This is a genomic window from Nakamurella sp. GG22 (assembly GCF_052976845.2).
The window spans coordinates 126,311-144,177 of the sequence record NZ_JBRIIO020000014.1 but is presented as its reverse complement, the minus strand read 5'-3'; the positions used below and the strand labels follow the sequence as shown (position 1 = coordinate 144,177).

At 69.5% G+C, this 17,867-nt stretch carries 16 protein-coding genes; 11 read left to right on the top strand and 5 right to left on the bottom strand.

The window, feature by feature from the left end:
* Nucleotides 1–2: 2 nt before the first annotated feature.
* Together ACVBEQ_RS15590 and ACVBEQ_RS15585 are read right to left on the bottom strand one after the other, a co-directional pair.
* The gene (locus ACVBEQ_RS15590; protein ID WP_447154224.1) at nucleotides 3–194 is read right to left on the bottom strand and encodes a YbdD/YjiX family protein; all 192 of its coding nucleotides are present in this window, start codon (nucleotides 192–194) and stop codon (nucleotides 3–5) included.
* Nucleotides 187–2,433: a carbon starvation CstA family protein gene (locus ACVBEQ_RS15585; RefSeq protein WP_447154223.1), complete on the bottom strand. Its 2,247-nt coding sequence runs from the start codon at nucleotides 2,431–2,433 to the stop codon at nucleotides 187–189. Before ACVBEQ_RS15585 ends, ACVBEQ_RS15590 begins: the two co-directional genes overlap by 8 nt.
* A 327-nt stretch (nucleotides 2,434–2,760) precedes the next feature.
* Here ACVBEQ_RS15585 and ACVBEQ_RS15580 point away from each other — a divergent pair, with 327 nt between their 5' ends.
* From ACVBEQ_RS15580 to ACVBEQ_RS15530, 11 genes are all read left to right on the top strand, one after another.
* Complete coding sequence (locus tag ACVBEQ_RS15580) at nucleotides 2,761–3,192, top strand: NfeD family protein (RefSeq protein WP_447154222.1); 432 nt, start codon at nucleotides 2,761–2,763, stop codon at nucleotides 3,190–3,192.
* A 4-nt stretch (nucleotides 3,193–3,196) separates the two neighbouring features.
* Nucleotides 3,197–4,570 (top strand): SPFH domain-containing protein, encoded by a 1,374-nt coding sequence (locus tag ACVBEQ_RS15575; protein WP_447154221.1) that lies wholly within the window; start codon nucleotides 3,197–3,199, stop codon nucleotides 4,568–4,570.
* Between the two features lies 1 nt (nucleotide 4,571).
* A complete protein-coding gene (locus tag ACVBEQ_RS15570) occupies nucleotides 4,572–5,321 on the top strand; it encodes a DUF2520 domain-containing protein (protein ID WP_447154220.1) in 750 nt (249 codons plus the stop codon).
* Between the two features lie 64 nt (nucleotides 5,322–5,385).
* A complete protein-coding gene (gene panC, locus ACVBEQ_RS15565) occupies nucleotides 5,386–6,237 on the top strand; it encodes a pantoate--beta-alanine ligase (RefSeq protein ID WP_447154219.1) in 852 nt (283 codons plus the stop codon).
* 260 nt (nucleotides 6,238–6,497) lie between these two features.
* Entirely contained in the window at nucleotides 6,498–7,418 is a 921-nt protein-coding gene (gene panB, locus ACVBEQ_RS15560; RefSeq protein ID WP_447154218.1) for a 3-methyl-2-oxobutanoate hydroxymethyltransferase, read from the top strand.
* 32 nt (nucleotides 7,419–7,450) lie between these two features.
* Nucleotides 7,451–8,518, top strand: coding sequence for a P1 family peptidase (locus tag ACVBEQ_RS15555; RefSeq protein WP_447154217.1), 1,068 nt, complete (start codon nucleotides 7,451–7,453; stop codon nucleotides 8,516–8,518).
* Nucleotides 8,515–9,192, top strand: a complete 678-nt coding sequence (locus tag ACVBEQ_RS15550) for a DUF998 domain-containing protein (RefSeq protein WP_447154216.1) — start codon at nucleotides 8,515–8,517, stop codon at nucleotides 9,190–9,192. The genes ACVBEQ_RS15555 and ACVBEQ_RS15550 overlap by 4 nt, the downstream gene beginning before the upstream one ends.
* A gap of 227 nt (nucleotides 9,193–9,419) precedes the next feature.
* Nucleotides 9,420–10,733 (top strand): NAD(P)/FAD-dependent oxidoreductase, encoded by a 1,314-nt coding sequence (locus tag ACVBEQ_RS15545; RefSeq protein WP_447154215.1) that lies wholly within the window; start codon nucleotides 9,420–9,422, stop codon nucleotides 10,731–10,733.
* A gap of 69 nt (nucleotides 10,734–10,802) precedes the next feature.
* On the top strand, nucleotides 10,803–11,321 hold the full coding sequence (locus ACVBEQ_RS15540) for a MarR family winged helix-turn-helix transcriptional regulator (RefSeq protein WP_447154214.1): 519 nt from the start codon (nucleotides 10,803–10,805) through the stop codon (nucleotides 11,319–11,321).
* Complete coding sequence (locus tag ACVBEQ_RS15535) at nucleotides 11,318–12,055, top strand: hypothetical protein (protein ID WP_447154213.1); 738 nt, start codon at nucleotides 11,318–11,320, stop codon at nucleotides 12,053–12,055. Before ACVBEQ_RS15540 ends, ACVBEQ_RS15535 begins: the two co-directional genes overlap by 4 nt.
* A gap of 69 nt (nucleotides 12,056–12,124) precedes the next feature.
* Nucleotides 12,125–12,595, top strand: a complete 471-nt coding sequence (locus tag ACVBEQ_RS15530; RefSeq protein WP_447154212.1) for a DUF5709 domain-containing protein — start codon at nucleotides 12,125–12,127, stop codon at nucleotides 12,593–12,595.
* Between the two features lie 336 nt (nucleotides 12,596–12,931).
* Here the strand turns inward: ACVBEQ_RS15530 and ACVBEQ_RS15525 are convergent, their stop codons facing one another.
* The 3 genes from ACVBEQ_RS15525 to ACVBEQ_RS15515 all read right to left on the bottom strand — a co-directional run bounded on the left by ACVBEQ_RS15525 (nucleotide 12,932) and on the right by ACVBEQ_RS15515 (nucleotide 17,508).
* A complete protein-coding gene (locus tag ACVBEQ_RS15525) occupies nucleotides 12,932–14,377 on the bottom strand; it encodes a DUF2252 domain-containing protein (protein WP_447154211.1) in 1,446 nt (481 codons plus the stop codon).
* 79 nt (nucleotides 14,378–14,456) lie between these two features.
* Complete coding sequence (locus ACVBEQ_RS15520) at nucleotides 14,457–15,659, bottom strand: glucose-1-phosphate adenylyltransferase family protein (protein ID WP_447154210.1); 1,203 nt, start codon at nucleotides 15,657–15,659, stop codon at nucleotides 14,457–14,459.
* Nucleotides 15,660–15,702: 43 nt separating this feature from the next.
* Nucleotides 15,703–17,508 (bottom strand): SulP family inorganic anion transporter, encoded by a 1,806-nt coding sequence (locus ACVBEQ_RS15515; protein WP_447154209.1) that lies wholly within the window; start codon nucleotides 17,506–17,508, stop codon nucleotides 15,703–15,705.
* Nucleotides 17,509–17,867 lie beyond the last annotated feature (359 nt).

Here is a 17,867-nt window from a genome sequence, read left to right as displayed (position 1 = left end):
GGTCAGCAGCAACGTGCCCCCGGGTTGGCGTCCATCGCCGCGTACCGGTCCCGCCAGTACTGCTTCTCCGTCGGAACCGGTGCCCCGGGATGGCGGCTCGCAAGGTGATCGCAGTAACGGGCGTAGGCGTTGTCGCCCATCACCGACGAGATCCACCACCGAATCCCGTTGCCCGCCCGCCGCAGGTCAGCCATGGCCGCCACCCGACCGGGCGGGGGTTCGGCCGGTCGCCGCCCACTGAGCGGCGACCTCCTTCTCGGCCGGTGTCGTCACGAATCCGCTGGGCGCGAACATGTGTGACGGCTCGTCCGGCTCCTCGGTGGTCGGCAGACCGCCTGCCCGGATGGACCGGATACAGACCACGATGGCCGCCAGCACGACGATGATCACCAGCGAGGCGAACAGTATCGACAGGATGCCCTGGATCATCGTGTTCCGGATGACGGCGTCGATCGCGGCCGGACTGCTGGCGGTGCCGAACGTCTGCGCGCCGGATTCCTTGGCGGCGACGAAGTTGTTGTGCTGGGTGAAGTAGCCGATCGCGGGGACCGAGGAGAAGATCTTCTGGTACGAGGCGGTCAGCGTCACGATCAGGTCCCAGACCAGCGGCACGCCAGGGATCCACGCCCACTTGTAGATCCGTTTCTTGATCAGGACGGTGAAGACCACGGTCAGCGCGATGGCCGCCAGCAGCTGGTTGGCGATACCGAACAGCGGGAAGAGGGTGTTGATCCCGCCCAGCGGGTCGGTGACGCCCATCAGCAGGATGGCTCCCCAGGCGAGCACGACAAGTAGCGAGCAGGTCCACGCGCCGATCCGCCAGGACGGATCCCGGAACTTCCGTGCACCGGGGATGTTCCCGATCGAGTCGGACAGCATGAAGCGGGCCACCCGGGTGCCGGCGTCCACCGTGGTCAGGATGAACAGCGCCTCGAACATGATCGCGAAGTGGTACCAGAACGCCTTGAGGCCGGCGCCGCCCACGACGCTGCTCAGGACCTCCGACATGCCGAACGCGAGGGTGGGGGCGCCGCCGGTGCGCGAGATGATCGACTCCTCGCCGACGTCGGCCGCGGCCTGGGTGAACGACTCGGCCGTCACCGGCGGGCTCGTCAGGCCGAGCCCGTTGACGTAGTCGGCCGCGGTTTCCGGGGTGCCGCCGGTCAACCCCACCGGCGCGTTCAGTGCGAAGTACAGGTGCTGGTCGAGGATGACGGCGGTGACCAGCGCCATGATCGCCACGAACGACTCGGTGAGCATGCCGCCGTAGCCGATCATCCTTGTCTGGCTTTCCTTCTCGATCATCTTCGGGGTGGTCCCGGAGCAGATCAGCGCATGGAAGCCGGACAGCGCGCCGCAGGCGATGGTGATGAAAAGGAACGGGAACAGCGAGCCGGCGAACGCGGGTCCGTTGCCCTCGGTGGCGAACGAGGTGACCGCCGGCATCTGAACCACCGGCCGCGCCACCAGGATGCCGACCGCGAGCAGCACGATCGTGCCGACCTTCATGAACGTCGAGAGGTAGTCCCTGGGCGCGAGCAGCAACCAGACGGGGAGCACGGAGGCGGCGAAGCCGTAGATCACGATGCCCCAGGCGATGGTCACCTTGCTGAGCGTGAACCAGCTCTGGCCCCAGTCTGTTTCGGCGACCCAGCCGCCGGAGATGATCGCCAGCAACAGCAGTGCGACGCCGATCAGCGAAACCTCCGACACCCGCCCGGGCCGCAGGAACCGCAGGTACACGCCCATGAACAACGCGATCGGCACCGTCATCAGCAACGAGAAGACGCCCCAGGGGCTTTCGGCCAGCGCGTTGACGACCACCAGCGCCAGCACGGCGATCAGGATGATCATGATGACGAACACGCCGATCATCGCCGCGACGCCGCCGATCCGGCCCAGTTCGTCCCGCGCCATCTGGCCGAGGCTCCGGCCGCGGCGGCGGGTGGACAGCCACAGCACGAGGTAATCCTGCACCCCGCCGGCCAGCACGACGCCGATGATGATCCACATCGTGCCCGGCAGGTAGCCCATCTGCGCGGCCAGCACGGGGCCGACGAGGGGGCCGGCGCCGGCAATCGCGGCGAAGTGGTGACCGAACAGCACGCGACGGTCGGTGGGATCGAAATCCTTTCCGTTCGAGTATCTCTCGGCCGGCGTGGCCCGCTCGTCCCGCGGTTTGACGACCTTGTACTCGATCAGCCGGGCATAGAAGCGGAACGCGATGATGTACGTGCAGACGGCGGCGAAGACGAACCAGACCGAGTTGACCTGCTCCCCCCGGATGATCGCGATCATCACCCAGGAGAATCCGCCGAGCAGTGCGATGACCAGATAGGTCACCCGCGCCGTCGGGGTCAGCCTGGTTCGCTGCCGGATCGCCACCGGGGGCTGGTCGGGATCGGTTCGGACGGTTTCGGTATCTGCAACCATTGGGCCACTTCCTCGTGACGTTTCCTGCCGGTGACCTGAGCCTGATCGGCCCGTTGTTTCCCCGGGCAACCATCGGAGAAACCGCTTTCCCGTCCTCGGGTCCGGTCGGGCCCGTGGACGATGAACTGGGTTCGCCGGGCACACCATGGCATGTGTTCCGTGCATTCGCCGTGCGAAAGGACAATGCACCGGTGTTATGCCCATAAAGTGTGGAAATGGGCGAATCCGAACCACTTTTCGCCTGCTGGAGGCTCGTTGTGGTCGGCCGGGCGCGCCGGGGCCGGCAAGACCCCGTCCGGGGCTGGCCCGCACTGGCATGATGAAGTTATGTCCGGATGGATCTGGTTCAGCGGAGCCGTGTTGCTCTCGATCGCCGAGGTGCTCGGCGGGGAGTTCGTGTTGCTCATGCTGGGCGGCGGCGCACTCGTGACGGCCGGTTTCGCTGTCTTCTTCCCGGAGCTCCTGTGGTTGCAGTTGATCGTCTTCGCGCTGTCGTCCGTGGCGCTGGTGCTCGGCCTGCGACCGGTGTTGCTGCGCAAGTACTACCAGCCGTCGAACATCCGCAGCGGGATCGAGGCCATCGTGGGTTCCAAGGGAACCGTGGTGTCAACGGTCGATGCGGACGGCGGGCAGGTCAAGATCGGCGGAGAGGTCTGGTCCGCCGTCAATATGGAAGGTCATCGTGCGCTGCCACCCGGCACCACGGTGACCATCGTCGAGGTCCGCGGTGCCACCGCGGTCGTGATGTGGGGGCCGTGAATTCATGGATCCAGTTCTGATCGTCGCCATCATCGTCGCCGTACTCGTTGTGGTGACACTCATTCGCTCGGTCAAGGTGATCCCGCAGGCGCAGGCCGCGGTGATCGAACGGCTCGGCCGGTTCAACAAGGCGAGCGGCGCCGGGCTGGTCTGGCTGGTGCCCTTCATCGACCGGATCAGGGCCAGGATCGATCTTCGTGAGCAGGTCGTGTCCTTCCCGCCCCAGCCCGTCATCACCGAGGACAACCTGACGGTCTCCATCGACACCGTGGTGTATTTCCAGGTGACCGATCCGCGCGCCGCCGTCTACGAGATCGCCAACTACATCGTCGCCGTCGAGCAGCTCACCACGACCACCCTGCGCAACGTCGTCGGCGGGATGAACCTGGAACAGACGCTGACCAGCCGGGATTCGATCAACGGCCAGCTCCGCGGCGTGCTCGACGAGGCGACGGGCAAGTGGGGGATCAGGGTCGCCAGGGTGGAGCTCAAGGCGATCGACCCGCCGCCCTCCATCCAGGAGGCGATGGAGAAGCAGATGCGGGCGGATCGCGACAAGCGCGCGATGATCCTGAATTCCGAGGGTCTGCGGGAATCGTCGATCAAGACGGCGGAAGGTCAGAAGCAGGCCGCCGTGCTGACCGCCGAGGGCGCGAAGCAGTCGTCCATCCTCGCCGCGGAAGGCGAGCGGCAGTCGCGCATCCTGCGGGCGCAGGGCGAGCGGGCCGCCCGATACCTGCAGGCGCAGGGCCAGGCCAAGGCGATCGAGAAGGTCTTCGCAGCGGTCAAGGCGGGCAAGCCGACGCCCGAACTCCTTGCCTACCAATACCTCCAGACCCTCCCGCAGATGGCGCAGGGCGACGCCAACAAGGTGTGGATGATCCCGAGCGACTTCTCCAAGTCGCTCGAGGGATTCGCCAGGATGCTGGGGACAAAGGGCGACGACGGCGTGTTCCGGTACGAGCCGCCGGCGGACGACCCGGTCGATCCGTCCAAGCCGAAACCGCGTCCCGGCGACATCGACGAGGACGTCGCTGACTGGTTCGAGGGCACCTCGGCCCAGGAGGTCGCCGAGGCCGTCCGGGCGGTCGAGCGCGAAGCGGCGGTGACCATCGAGGAACAGGACGCCGCGCGGCTGGCGGCGAACCGCGACCGGGCCGAACTCGCTGCCTCACCCGAGCGGCCCGCCATGCCGCCGGGCCAGCAGCAGTCGCAGCCACAGCTCGGCGGCAGCTACCCGACCCAGGGCTACCCCGGCCGGGATGCGCCGGGGTATGGCTACCCGCCCCAGCAGTCGGGCGGGCCGCAGCAGCCGGGCAGGCCGCCGTACCCGAACCAGCCGCCCCCCGGACAGCAGGGCCGGCCGGACCAGGGCTGAGGTGCAGCCGGTCGCCGTCGTCGGCCCCGGTCGCCTCGGGCAGGCCCTGGCCGCGGCCCTGCGGTCGGCCGGTCGCCCGGTGTCCGGTCCGCACGGCCGCGGCTACCGCGGAATCGGTGACGGCGTCGTGCTGCTCTGCGTACCCGATGACGTCATCGCGAAGGCGGCGTCGATCGTTGTCCCCGGGCCGCTGCTCGGCCACTGCTCCGGTGCCACCGGTCTCGACGCCCTCGGCGATCGGGAGGCTTTCAGCGTCCACCCGTTGATGACGGTGACGCCGGACGGCGCCGACTTCCGCGGGGTGTGGGCCGCCGTTGCCGGCTCGTCGCCCGCGACGCTCGAAGTGGCCCGTAGTCTCGCCACGGCCATCGGCCTGCGACCGGTGGAGGTCGCCGAGGCCGACCGGGTCGCCTATCACGCGGCCGCGGTGATGGCTGCGAATTTCCTCGTGACGCTGGAAAGTGCTGCGGCCGAACTGATGTCGACCGCAGGACTCGAGCCCGAGGTGCTGCTGCCGCTGGCCAGGGCGGCGCTGGAGAACTGGGGACGCAAGGGGCCGGCGGCGCTGACCGGTCCGGTGGCCCGCGGCGATGCGGTGACCGTCGGCCGGCACCGGGACGTGGTGGCGACCCGTACCCCGGAATTGACCGCACTCTTCGACGCCATGGTCGCCGCGACCGAGAGGATGGCGGCACTGCGGGGGCGGCGCGATGCCGGTGGCACCGCGGGTGCCGTTCATCTGGAACCATGACACCCCGGCTTCCACCGGATCAGGCTTCCGCCGGACCCGGCCCCGACCAGACGGAGCGCAGCAGATGAGGATCGTTCGCACGGTGCGCGAACTGCGCGCAGCGTTGCGGCCGCACCGCTCGACCGGGTCCGTCGGGCTGGTGACGACGATGGGCGCGTTGCACGACGGTCATCTCGAACTCTGCCGGCGGGCGCGCTCGGAGAACGACGTCGTCGTGATGTCCATCTTCGTCAACCCCACCCAGTTCAACGACGCGGCGGACCTCGCCGCCTACCCACGGGACGAGGCCGCCGACGCGCGGATGGCCGACGGAGCGGGTGTCGACCTGCTGTTCGCTCCCGATGCCGCGGAGGTCTACCCGCCCGGATTCAGCGCATCCGTGCAACTGCACGGGCCAATCGTGGAGACCCTGGAAGGCGCGCGGCGCGGTGTCGGCCACTTCCACGGTGTCACCACCGTGGTGTGCAAGCTGCTGAACATGGCCCAACCCGACCGCGCCTATTTCGGCCAGAAGGACGCCCAGCAGGCGCGGGTCGTGATGGCGCTGGTGGCGGACCTGAACATCGACACCGAGATCGTCACCGTGCCGACCGTTCGGGAGCCGGACGGGCTGGCGATGTCCAGCCGCAACCGCCGGTTGTCACCGGCCGACCGCATCCGCGCCGCCGTCATTCCCGGCGCCCTGGACGCCGCAGCGGCCGCTGTCGCCGGTGGCGAGCGCGATGCCGGAAAGATCGCCGGGATCGCCGAGCAGCGCTTCACTGCGGCGGGGCTGGCGCCCGAGTACGTGGCCCTGGTCGACGCCGCACGCTTCCAGCCGGTCGCGACTCTCGGCCCCACCGCCACCATCCTCGCGGTCGCCGTCGAGATCGGCGGAACCCGGTTGATCGACAACATCCCGCTGTCCGCCGGCTGACAACCGTCTCGGCGGTGGAGTCCGTCACATCGCGTTCATCCTGCTCGACTGCTGCTGGCGCAGCGAGCATGATCGTCGGTCAGAGGACGGATCAACCAGTTCAGGTCTCCGAATGAGCGCCGGTGGGGCACCGAGAGCCATGATCACCCCACACGTCGAAACCACCCGCAGTACCACCACCCGCAGGTCCGACCACCCGTCGTACTGACACCGCACAGATCAGCATTCCGCAGGGCACGGCGGTAGCAAAGGAGCAGCCGATGTTGACCCAACCATCCCTGCCGGCCGATCGGCGGCCGGTGACCATTCCGAATCTGCACGCGATGAAGCGTGCCGGGCGGCCCATCGTCATGGTGACCGCCTACGACTACCCGAGTGCACGTGCGGCCGAGGCGGCCGAGGTCGACATGGTCCTGGTCGGCGATTCCGGTGCGATGACGGTGCTGGGCCACCCGTCCACCGTGTCGGTGACAACGGACGAGATGCTGGTACTGGCGAAGGCGGCCAGGCGGGGGGTCGAACACGCGCTGCTGGTGGCGGACCTGCCGTTCGGCTCCTACGAGGGCAGCGACGAGCAGGCCATTGCCACCGCCGTCAGGTTCGTCAAGGAAGCCGGCGCCGACGCGGTCAAGCTGGAACGTGGCGACGACAGCTCGATCAGCCGGGCCAGGGCGATCGTCGGTGCCGGTATCCCGGTGGTCGGTCACGTCGGGCTCACCCCGCAGTCGGCGACCTCTTTGGGCGGGTACCGGGCGCAGGGACGCACCGCGGAATCGGCGATGCGGATAGCCCGCGGCGCGCTCGGCCTGCAGGACGCCGGCTGCTTCTGCATCGTCTTCGAGGCCGTGCCCACTGCGGTGACGGCCGAATTGATGCCGCGGATGACGGTTCCGATCATCGGAATCGGCGCCGGTCCTGCCACCGACGGCCAGGTGCTGGTTTTCCACGATCTGCTGGGCATCAGGGACGGCGCCGGCGCGAAGTTCGTCCGCCGCTACGCCGATCTGCAGGACGCGATGAACGAGGGCGTCGCGCAGTACGCGCAGGAGGTCAGGTCCGGCGCCTTCCCGTCGACCGAGCACGGCTACGGCATCGACCAGTCGGAGCTGGCCAGGTTCCGGGCGCTGCAGAGCGGGAGCCTGGGCCAGAACCATCTGGTCCGTCCCGCCCAGGCCCTGTGACGCGGGCTGGAGAACCGGGTCCGCACAACGGTTTGACCGACATCGCCGGCCTGCGGGTCGGGCACCACACCGCTGTCGGTGAGGGGCTTCTCACCGGTACGACGGTGATCCTGGCGCCGGACGGGGGAATGACGGCAGGGGTCGATGTCCGCGGCGGCGGACCCGCCACCCACGAGACCGATCTGCTCGACCCGACCGCCTCGGTACAGCGGATCCATGCCATCGTGCTGACCGGCGGCAGCGCTTTCGGGCTCGCCACCTGCTCCGCGGTGATGGACGAGTTGGCCGCCGACGGAGTGGGGCTGCAGGTGGCTCCGGACCCCACCGCGGTCGTCCCGCTGGTGCCCGGCGCCGCGTTGTTCGATCTCGGTAGGGGCGGCGACTTCACCGCCAGGCCCACCCGGGAGTTCGGGATCGGGGCGCTCGCGGATGCGCGCCGGGGCGGTGACCGGCCGGTCGGGGAGGGCTCCGTCGGTGCCGGCACCGGCGCGGTTATCAGCAACCTCAAGGGCGGCATGGGTAGCGCCTCCGTCGTCACCGGCTCGGGATTCACCGTCGCCGCACTCGTGGCGGTCAACGCGGCCGGCTCGCCGATCGATCCGGCGACGGGAGAACTGTTGGGCGCCAGACTGTTACATCCAGCCGACGGACCGGCGCCGGTGCGGCCGGACGACGCGGGACGGGACGCGCTGCTGGCGGCCACCGCTCCCCGCCCGCCCGGAATCGCCTTCGGCGGCGCAGGTCCCGCTGGTCCCGACGCGGACGCGGCGTCCATCACGAACACCACCCTGGCGGTGGTGGCGACCGACGCCGCGTTGACCAAGGCCGAGTGCTGCAAGATGGCCCAGGTGGCGCAGGACGGGATGGCGCGGGCCATCAACCCGGTGCACACGATGTTCGACGGCGACACCGTGTTCGGCGCTGCCACCGGTACGGCGGGGCAGCCGGAGGCGGTCGCCCTGTACGAGATCACCGCCGCCGCAGCCGACGTCGTGTCCCGGGCGATCGTCAGGGCGGTGCTGGCGGCGCGGACCACGAGCACACCGGTCGACCGCTGGCCGTCCTGGTCGGATGTCGTCGCCGGGACCCGATCGGAATGACCCGCGGGTCGGGCGCCGCGGCGGGCGGTGCGGAACCCGGCAGCACGGCGTGGCGCACGGCGGGGCGCGCGTGCGCCCTCGTCGGATGGATCTGCTGGGTTGTCATGCAGGTGGCCGCCGGCGATCCGTTTCCGCCGGACATCTCGATCTCGCAGTACGGGCTCGGCGGCGCCGGCTGGGTCTTCTCGATGTGGGCGTTGTCGCTGGCGATCAGTCCGCTGCTGCTGCTGGAATACCGTCCGGTTCCGGAAGCCGCCCGACCGCTCCTCCTGGTGGGCCTGGCCGGCGCCGTGGTCACGGCCCTGGTCCGCACCGACGAAGGCGGGCTGCAGGTCTCGCTGACGGCGAAGCTGCACATGGTCGGGGCCGTGGTCGCGCTGGTGATGATCCCGCTCGGAATCCTGTTCGCGATGATGCACGCACCCCGCCCGTGGTGGCGGTTCGCGGTCGGACTGGCGCTGACCACCGCCGCTGTCGGCGTACTGGTGCTCGCCTCGGCGGCCGGATTCGACACCGCCGGGAGGGGGTCGGCGGGGTCATGGGCGTTGTGGCAGGGCGTTTTGGGCGTTTTGGAAATGGTGCTGGTCGGCACCTACGCTCTTGCCGTGACCAGCGTCGATCCACCGTCGGCTCGGCCGGGCACCGGTCCGCCGGTACAGTCTGCGATCCAGTAAGTCCGTTCGTCCCGGCAGCGTCCGCACCAGCACCGTTCGCAGCAGCAGTTCGCACCAGCACCGTTCGTTGAAGCACCGTTCGTTGAAGCACGTTCGTTTAAGCACCGCCGCATTCGGACACTGACCACAAGGCTCACGTCGTCACGCCGCATCCGGCCCGCCCGAGTGGCAGCCGTGCGACACGGCGGCGCACACCACATCCGGCACGCGTCAACCCGAGGACGATGATGACCCAACCGAGCACCCCCGCCCGCCCGTCGACCGCGCGTCGGCGTCCCCATGTGGTCGTCATCGGTGGCGGCTTCGGTGGGTTGACCACCATCAGGGCCCTGGGGAAGTCGGACGTCGACATCACCCTGATCGACCGGCACACCTACAACGCGTTCCAGCCGCTGCTGTACCAGGTGGCGACCGCCGGCCTCAATCCCGGCGACGTGACCTTCTTCCTGCGCGCCACCCGGATGCGCCAGAAGAACGTCAGCTTCCGTCAGGGCGAGGTCACCGGCATCGACACCGACGAGCAGCTGATCACGTTCCACGACGGCGGGACGCTGGACTACGACTACCTCGTCATCGCGACGGGCGCCACGACCAACTACTTCGGTACCAAGGGCGCCGAGGAGAACTCGCGGGCCATCTACACCCGCAAGCAGGCGCTGAAGCTGCGCGACGAAATCTTCACCAACCTCGAGCACGCGGCCGCCTCGAACACCGGTGAGGACCTGGCAATCGTCGTGGTCGGGGCCGGTCCGACCGGCGTCGAGATGGCCGGCGCGCTGGCCGAACTCCGCAACGATGCGATGGCATCGATCTACCCCGAGCTGGACCCGCGGCGTACGCACATCGTGCTGGTCGAGATGGCCGACAAGGTGCTGGCGCCGTTCGCGCCGTCACTGCGCGAGTTCGCCGCGAAGGCACTGCGCGAGCGCGGCGTCGAACTGCGGCTGAACACCTCCGTGCAAGAGGTGCGGAAGGATGGAGTGGTGCTCGGCGGCGGGGAGTTCCTCAAGGCCGGCGTGGTGATCTGGGCGACCGGTGTCGCGGTGCCCAAAGTTGTCGGCACCTGGGGTCTGCCGCAGGGCCGTGGCGGCCGGATCAGCGTCGAGAGCGATCTGCGGGTCACGGGTTTCAAGAACATCTTCGCCATCGGTGACGTCGCCCTGCTGCCGGACCCGTTGCCGCAGCTGGCGCAGCCGGCCCTGCAGGGCGGCAAGCATGCGGGCAAGCAGATCGCCGCACTGGTCACCGGACGCCCGACGCACCCGTTCCACTACCACGACAAGGGCACCATGGCGACGGTCGGTCGCCGCGCGGCCATCGCGGACATCGCCGTCGCCAAGGGGAAGTCGATTCGGCTGACCGGCACCTTGGCCTGGCTTGCGTGGCTGTTCGTGCACATCGTCATGCTGCTGGGCAACCGGAACAGGTTGGCCACCCTGGTCAACCTGTCGACGAAGTACCTGGCGCCGTCGCGGCGGACCAACCCGATCGTCGGCGACGTCCCGGTCTTCGAGCATCAGATCCCCGAACACGAGCACTGACGATCCGGCCCGGGACCCGGCACGCCGAACGGCCTGCCGGGTACTCCGTGCTGAGTAGGGTGCGGTGCCATGACGGAAACCCGCTGGCTGACGCCGTCGGAGGCGCGGGCCTGGCGTGCGCTGCATCAGCTGCGCACGCCGCTGGCGGCCGCGCTGAACCGGCAGTTGATGCGTGACTCGGCACTGTCGAGCGCCGATTACGAGATCCTGGTGGTGCTGACCGAGGCGGATGGCGGCGTGCTGCGGGCGGGGGAGTTGGGGCGGGCCACCGGCTGGGAGAAGAGCCGGCTGTCCCACCACCTGAAGCGGATGGAGGCCCGCCGGCTGGTGGAGCGGCGCGAATGCCTGACCGACGGCCGTGGCCTGCTGGTCGCCGTCACCGACTCCGGGCGGGAAGCGATCGAGGAAGCCGCACCCGGCCACGTGCGGGCGGTTCGGGAGTACGTGATCGACATCCTGACGCCCGAGCAGCTGGCCGTCCTGGCCGATATCGGTGAGGCGGTCGGTGCCAGGTTGACGGCGGAGAACTGCCGCGCGGCCGAGGCGGGCGAGGACGAGTGCCCGGCGGACGGGACGATGGTCGGATGACGGGGCCCGACGCGCAGGACCTCCCCGGAGAGCGGATCTCGCTGAGCAAACCTCCTGCGGCAGAGCCCGCGGAGCCCACGGTCGAGATGCCGGAGCAACTCCCCGCACCCTTGGCCGCCGACGCGCCGGCGCAGGTGTCGAGGACCCGCCGGGCGATGGCCGCGGGTGCGAACGCCCGCGATCAGGCGCTCAAGCAGTTGGTCGCGCTGCTCGTGCCGTTGATCAGGGCCACCCGCTACCCGACGCTGGCCGTCGTGCTGCTGGCCGGTGTGCCGGCCGTCGCGGTCATCGTGGTGAGCATGCTCCGATGGGGACCCGACGATCCGTTCTGGCTGCTGCTCGGCGGGGTCGGGCTGCTGCTCGCCGGTTGGTTCGGCCTGCGACGCCGGCAGCTGCTGGCCGTCGCCGACGACCCGGCGGCGCTGACCGACGCGTTGGCCGGCGTCATCACCGGCCGGGAGATGTGGGATCAGTTGGTGCACAACGTCTCTGCCGGGAAGGTCGCCGCGAAGGTGGTGCGCCGGTCGCGGCCGCTGCGGATTCTGGGCGGCCTCTGGCGGGGCGTGCAGATGACGGGCGTGCTCGCGCAGATCACCGACCGGCCCGAACTCCAGCCGTTGCTGCCGGGCCGGCTGCGCGGGATCTGGTTCCTGGGGATCGCCTGCGTCATCTCCTCGGTGGTGCTGACTGTCGCCGTGCTGGTGGCCGGCCTGCTCTACCTGCTCGGCGCCTGAGGGTCCCCGCCGGACGACTACCGTGGATGGGGCCCACCGGCTGAACCGGCGGGCGAAGGAACCAACCTGATGACCAATCTGATCACCAACCTGATCACCATGCGAAGGGATACACCGATGAGCCAGATCGACGAGACCGAGCCGAGCCCGGACGTCGACGACCGGGTGACCGATCAGTTGACCGAGGGCGACACGCTGGGCGATGGCAGCGACGACATGCTGGACAGGGGTTTCTCCCCGCCCGACCGCCGTCCGTCGGTGCACGTGCCGACGGAGGCCGAGGAGGAGCGCGGCGAGAGCCTGGACGAACTGCTGTCCGCCGAGGAGCCCGAGGTCTGGGAGCAGGACGAGACCAACCTGTTCGACGAGTCGGGTGAGGAGGTCGGGGGTGTCCGCTCCGGGCGGCTGGTGGACTCCAGCTCGGACGGGCTGGCCGACACCGAAGAGGACCTGGTGGCCGACGATGTCGGGATCGACGGCGCGGGCGCGTCCGCCGAGGAAGCCGCGATTCACGTCATCGACGAGTACGACCAGCGCTGACACCTGTCGCCTCCCGGCAATGTTCGCTGCCGGGTGAAAGTCGTTGCACACCGCGGGTGGAGCACGTACTTTCGGCGGTACACGAGGAAGGAGGTGGTCCCACGTTGATGACGTATCGGACACGTGAGGTGGCTGGCCGCTAGGCCGCCGTTCCCACCGTCGGACCGGATCGGTCTGGCAAAACCGGACAGTCACCGGCCCCCGGGCTGCCGACATTAGTCCAGTCGGCCCTGCTGAACGATCTGGCAGGAGCAGCCCGGGGGTTGTCCGTCCCCGGACCCTTTCACATTCCACGCTCGAGTCAGCGCAGCGCTCGATTCAGATGCCGCGCTCGAGTCAGATGCCGCGCTCGATCGGCACGATGCCCCGCTCCGCCGCCGTGACCAGCGCCTGGTGATCCTTCTCGGTCTGATCGGCGTAGAGCCGGGCGAACCGGGCCAGTGCCGTGTCGAGCTTGTCGGAGTTGCCGGCGTAGCCCGCGATCATCGACGCTCCACTGGTCCGCGCATGGCCCTTGGCCAGCAGGTGCCCGACGATCCCGGCGTAGTCGGCCAGGGCGGCGCCGTCGATCGAATCCAGCGCCACCGTGCCCTTCATGTTCCGGAACTGGCGCACGTAGTACTGCCGCCCACCGGCGCTCGTCCAGCCCAGCAGCGGGTCGCTGACGGTCTGCAGCGCCTGCTGGTACTCGACCACCCGTTGCCCCTGGTGGGCGTGCCACGCGGACTCGCCGTGGACGTACCGCGCCAGGACCGACCGCCGGGCCTGCTTGAGTTGCAGGAACACGACGTCGTCCGGGCTGCTGCCCTCCAGCAGCGCCACATACGCGCGGAGACCGACACTGCCGACCCCGACGACCTTGTGGGCGATGTCGACGAGCGTGTAGCCGCCCAGGGCGCGTCGCCAGTGCGGGGCGAGCGTGTCCAGGTACTCGTCGAGCGCCTGCGCGAGCATCTCGGCGTCGTCGTCGCTCACCCTGGTGATCAGCGGCGGGTCCTCGACGATCCGCCGCCGGCCCTGCGACTCCTGGGTGAAGCGGGGCAGCGCACGGTCGCTCGTCCGGGTCCTCGCCCGTTTCGCGGCCCGGACGATCTCCTCCCGCAGGGACTGATGGGATGTGGTGTCCTGCAGCTTGTCGACGTCCACCCGCTGGTAGGACCGGGCGAGCAACGGCATGCCGGCGAGTTCGGCCACCTCGGTGCGGTAGGCGGCGACGCACTGGGTCACCGCCGATTCGCAGTCCTGCTCGGTGGCGCCGTTCTGCCGGCCGGCGACCCAGATGCTCGCGACGAGCCGGCGCAGGTCCCACTCCCAGCCGCCCGGGTGCGCCTCGTCGAAGTCGTTGAGGTCGATCACCAGGTCGCGTTCCGGTGAGGCGTAGAAGCCAAAGTTGCCCAGGTGCGAGTCACCGCAGATGACCGGCGTGATGCCGGTCGCGGGCAGCCCGGCGACGTCCTCGGCCATCACCACAGCTGTCCCGCGCAGGAAGCCGTACGGGCTGGCCGTCATCCGGCCGACGCGTAGCGGGATCAGCCACTCCTCGCGTCCCTCGTGCGACTCGTTGATCTGCTGCACCGGGTCCGGGCGGTCCGCCGGCGGCTCCCACCTTCCGAGCGAGCTGCGTGGGACCTGTTGGCGCAGCGCCTTTCCCATCCGGTAACGGTCCGAGCGGGCGGTCGGGCGGCGGCGCAGCGAGGAGAATGCCTCGCTGTCCGCGGTCGCGAGGACGACGTGCCGGTGAGCTGTGCTGCCAGGGGCTGCTGTGCTGCCAGGCGCTGCCATGCGGGAACTCCCTCGAAACTGCGCGGTGGGGCCGTGGCCGTCCGGCCGGTCGTGATCGCGGGCCCGCGACGCGCTCACGCTAGCGCGTCGTGGCGAACAGGTCCCGCGGTTGTGTCGGTTCGACCTCGGTGCCGGGTGGCACGGACGCGTTGGCCGGGATCCTCCGGCGCGCCCCGATCAGCGCTGGATGGGTCGCGTTCACCGCGCCGACCACCGCGTTGCGCCCGATGGTGACGTAGTCGGCCACCACGGATCGGCTCACCCTGGCCCCGGCCCTGATCACCGCATCGCCCATGATCACGCAGTGCCTGACCTCGGCGCCGGCCTCGATCCGGACGCCCGGGCCGATCACCGAGTTGACCACCGTGCCGGCGACGTCGGCGCCGGGGGAGAGCCACGTCCGCTCGAGTTCCGCGCCGCGTCGCACCCGGGCCGGGGCCCTGGACGGCATCGAGGTCAGGATCGGCCAGTCCGGGTCGTCCAGCCTCATCGGCGGGCGGTCCCGGAGCAGTTCCAGCTGGCCGTCGAGGTAGGACTGCGGCGTGCCGAGATCGCGCCAGTGACCGTGGTGCTCGTGGTCGGCGACCTTCCCGCCGGCCAGCATCCTGGGCAGCAGCCGTTCGCCGTAGTCGCCGAGCTCACCGCCCTCCTTCTGCAGCTCGCGCAGGCAGTCGCGCAGGCTGTCGGGGCGGTAGGCGAAGATCTCCGTGCCGACGTACCGGCCGCGCGGCTTGTCCGGCTTGTAGTCGACGGAGCGCACCTCGCCACCCTTGGCATCGACCACGAGATACCGCGAGACATCGCTGCCCGCAGGCATTTTCGTCGAGACGACAGTGGCGTCGGCGCCCGAGTCGAGGTGCGTCGCGACGACGTCGCGGTAGTCGATCGCCAGCAGGTGGTCGGCACTGCAGACCAGCAGGACCTCCGGGTCGAAAGCCGAGATCACCGGCCAGTTCTGGGCCAGCGCGTCGGCGTTCCCGTCCGCGAAACCGTCGGTGTCGTGACCCTCGAAGGGGGGCAGGGTGCGGAAGCCGCCACGGGTGCGGTCGAGATCCCACGGCCGGCCGCCTGACAGGTGTTCATTGAGCAGGTGCGGCTCGTACTGCTCGAGTACCCAGACGTCGATCAGGCTGCTGTGCGCCGCATTGGACAGCGCGAGATCGATCAGCCGGTAGTTGCCCCCCACCGGCAGCGCCGGTTTGGCCCTGCCTGTCGTCAGCGGGCCGAGACGCGATCCTCGGCCGCCGGCAAGGACGATGCACAACACTCGGGGGACAGGCATCGGACCATTCTGCCGGTCGCCCGTGCCGGCCCCGCCAACCGCCTCAGCGGGGGGTGTCGTCGGCCTCCATTGGATCACCCGGCAGGGTCGGTGCCCGGACGCCCGGCGGCAGATGGCCGTGCCGTTCCTGGTACGCGGCGAGGTAGGCGGTGACCGCCGTCGGCAGCGTCGGGAAGATTCGGTGCTCGCCCACGCTGTCCACCAGGCCGGCACGGATCAGGTCGTCACGCAGGTCCTGCTTAACCCGGGCCATCGCGAACGTCATGCCCATCCCGGTGACCTCCCGGCGGAGCTGTTCCAGTGCGTCCGCGGCGGTGATGTCGATCTCCACGTTGGCCTCGGCGTTGAGCACGAACCACTCGACCGTGGCGGGCTCGTGACTCTGGCCGTGGATGTCGACCGACTCGCCGGCGATGTCGATGGCACCCAGCGCCCGCCGGCGGAAGTCCTCCGCGTTGGCGAAACACAGTGGGGCGTCGTACCGGTACACGACCAGCCCGGGCACCTGACGCGCGAGCGGGTAGTCGTCCACGTCGTGCATGCCGGCCATCTTGGGGACGTATCCGAGGATCCCGTCGTGCGGGCGGGCAACCCTGCGGAGCAGATCCAGGATGGACAGCGCAACCGCTGCCAGCACCCCGTACAACACGCCGAGCGCCAGCACGGCGACCGTCGTGAGCGCTGCCAGCAGGAGCTCGCTGTGCCGGAACTTGGCAATCCGCCGCAGCTCCTTGACGTCGATCAGGCTGACCGCTGCAAAGATGACCAGCGCGCCCAGCGCGGCCTTGGGGAACAGGGCGAGCAACGGGCCGGCGACCACCAGGGTCAGGATGATCAACCCCAGCATGACCATCGAGTACAGCTGGGTCTTGCTGCCCACCGCGGCGCCCAGTGCGGTCCGGCTGCCGCTGCAGCTGACCGGGAAGCCACTCGACAGCGAGGCGACGGCGTTGCCGGCGCCGAGTGCGGTCCACTCCTGGTTCGCGTCGATCTCCAGCCCGGCCCGGGCCGCGAAAACCCGTGCCGTGAGGACGTTGTCGGTGTAACCGACGAGGGTGATGCCGAGCGCGGGCACGATCAGGATCGCCATGTCGGCCAGGCTGGGCAGCGACGGCACCGGAAGCCCGACGGGGACGTCGCCGACCACCTTGATCCCGCGTTCCTGCAGGGCGAACACCCAGGTGACCACTGCGGCGAGCGCCACGCAGATCAGCGGCCCCGGAAGCGTGGGGATCAGCCGCTTGAAGGCGAACAGCATCACCACCAGGATCAGGCCCATCACCAGCGTCGGCCCGTGGATGCCGCCGATGCCGGCGACGAACGATTCGATCTGCGGGATGAACTCGTCACCGGTGACGTTGACGCCGGTGATCTTGCCGAGCTGGCTGGCGATCATGATCACCGCGACGCCGGCCATGTACCCGACCAGCACCGGTTTGGACAACAGATCGGCCAGAAAGCCGAGCCTGGCCAACCTGGCCAGGAAACAGAGTCCCGCGACGGCGAGCGCGAGGGTGGTGGCGAGGGTGGCATACCGGCCCGGATCACCGGCGGCGATCGGCATCAGGGCGACGGCCGTCATCAGGGCGGTCGTCGACTCCGGGCCGATCGACAGCTGGCGGGACGTCCCGAGGAACGTGTACACCGCGAGCGGTCCGATGATCGACCACAGGCCGACCACGGGCGGGAGGCCGGCGAGTTCGGCGTAGGCCATCACCTGCGGGATGAGGTACGCGGCGACGGTGAAGCCGGCCACGATGTCCCCGCGGAGCCAGCTGCGCTGGTAGCCCCGGAACTGGGCGAGTCCGGGGAGCAGCTTGTCGACAGTGCTGCGCGGGGCAGTGGCCATCAGTTGTCGGCTCCGGTTCGGTGAGCGGGGTGCAACGAGTGGTTGCGTCGCGATGGATGACGGCCCGGTGCATGACTGCCCGCTGCGTGGCGCCCCGGTGCATCACGGCCCGGTGCATCACGGCCGAGCGGATGGGTTTGGGTCAGCCGGGTCGTTGCCCGGCCGACCGCGTGATCAGCTGTGACCCCGTGCCGCGCAACAGCTCCCGAGACCAGGCTGACGTTCCCCCGATCGGGTGAAATTCGGCGAAATCTGCTGTCCAGAGCACGGCAGACCACGCGTGCCTGGTGCACCCCAAGCAATCTGCGGAAACGCGGTTTTTCTCGGCTCATGGGTGATCGTTATCATTCCGTTATGTC

Coding starts and splice junctions, on each gene's coding strand:
- panB (WP_447154218.1), top strand. CDS start 6,498: ATGTTGACCCAACCATCCCTGCCGGCCGATCGGCGGCCGGTGACCATT.
- ACVBEQ_RS15590 (WP_447154224.1), bottom strand. CDS start 194: ATGGCTGACCTGCGGCGGGCGGGCAACGGGATTCGGTGGTGGATCTCG.
- ACVBEQ_RS15530 (WP_447154212.1), top strand. CDS start 12,125: ATGACCAATCTGATCACCAACCTGATCACCATGCGAAGGGATACACCG.
- ACVBEQ_RS15520 (WP_447154210.1), bottom strand. CDS start 15,659: ATGCCTGTCCCCCGAGTGTTGTGCATCGTCCTTGCCGGCGGCCGAGGA.
- ACVBEQ_RS15535 (WP_447154213.1), top strand. CDS start 11,318: ATGACGGGGCCCGACGCGCAGGACCTCCCCGGAGAGCGGATCTCGCTG.
- ACVBEQ_RS15575 (WP_447154221.1), top strand. CDS start 3,197: ATGGATCCAGTTCTGATCGTCGCCATCATCGTCGCCGTACTCGTTGTG.
- ACVBEQ_RS15515 (WP_447154209.1), bottom strand. CDS start 17,508: ATGGCCACTGCCCCGCGCAGCACTGTCGACAAGCTGCTCCCCGGACTC.
- ACVBEQ_RS15550 (WP_447154216.1), top strand. CDS start 8,515: ATGACCCGCGGGTCGGGCGCCGCGGCGGGCGGTGCGGAACCCGGCAGC.
- ACVBEQ_RS15540 (WP_447154214.1), top strand. CDS start 10,803: ATGACGGAAACCCGCTGGCTGACGCCGTCGGAGGCGCGGGCCTGGCGT.
- ACVBEQ_RS15585 (WP_447154223.1), bottom strand. CDS start 2,433: ATGGTTGCAGATACCGAAACCGTCCGAACCGATCCCGACCAGCCCCCG.
- panC (WP_447154219.1), top strand. CDS start 5,386: ATGAGGATCGTTCGCACGGTGCGCGAACTGCGCGCAGCGTTGCGGCCG.
- ACVBEQ_RS15545 (WP_447154215.1), top strand. CDS start 9,420: ATGACCCAACCGAGCACCCCCGCCCGCCCGTCGACCGCGCGTCGGCGT.
- ACVBEQ_RS15525 (WP_447154211.1), bottom strand. CDS start 14,377: ATGGCAGCGCCTGGCAGCACAGCAGCCCCTGGCAGCACAGCTCACCGG.
- ACVBEQ_RS15580 (WP_447154222.1), top strand. CDS start 2,761: ATGTCCGGATGGATCTGGTTCAGCGGAGCCGTGTTGCTCTCGATCGCC.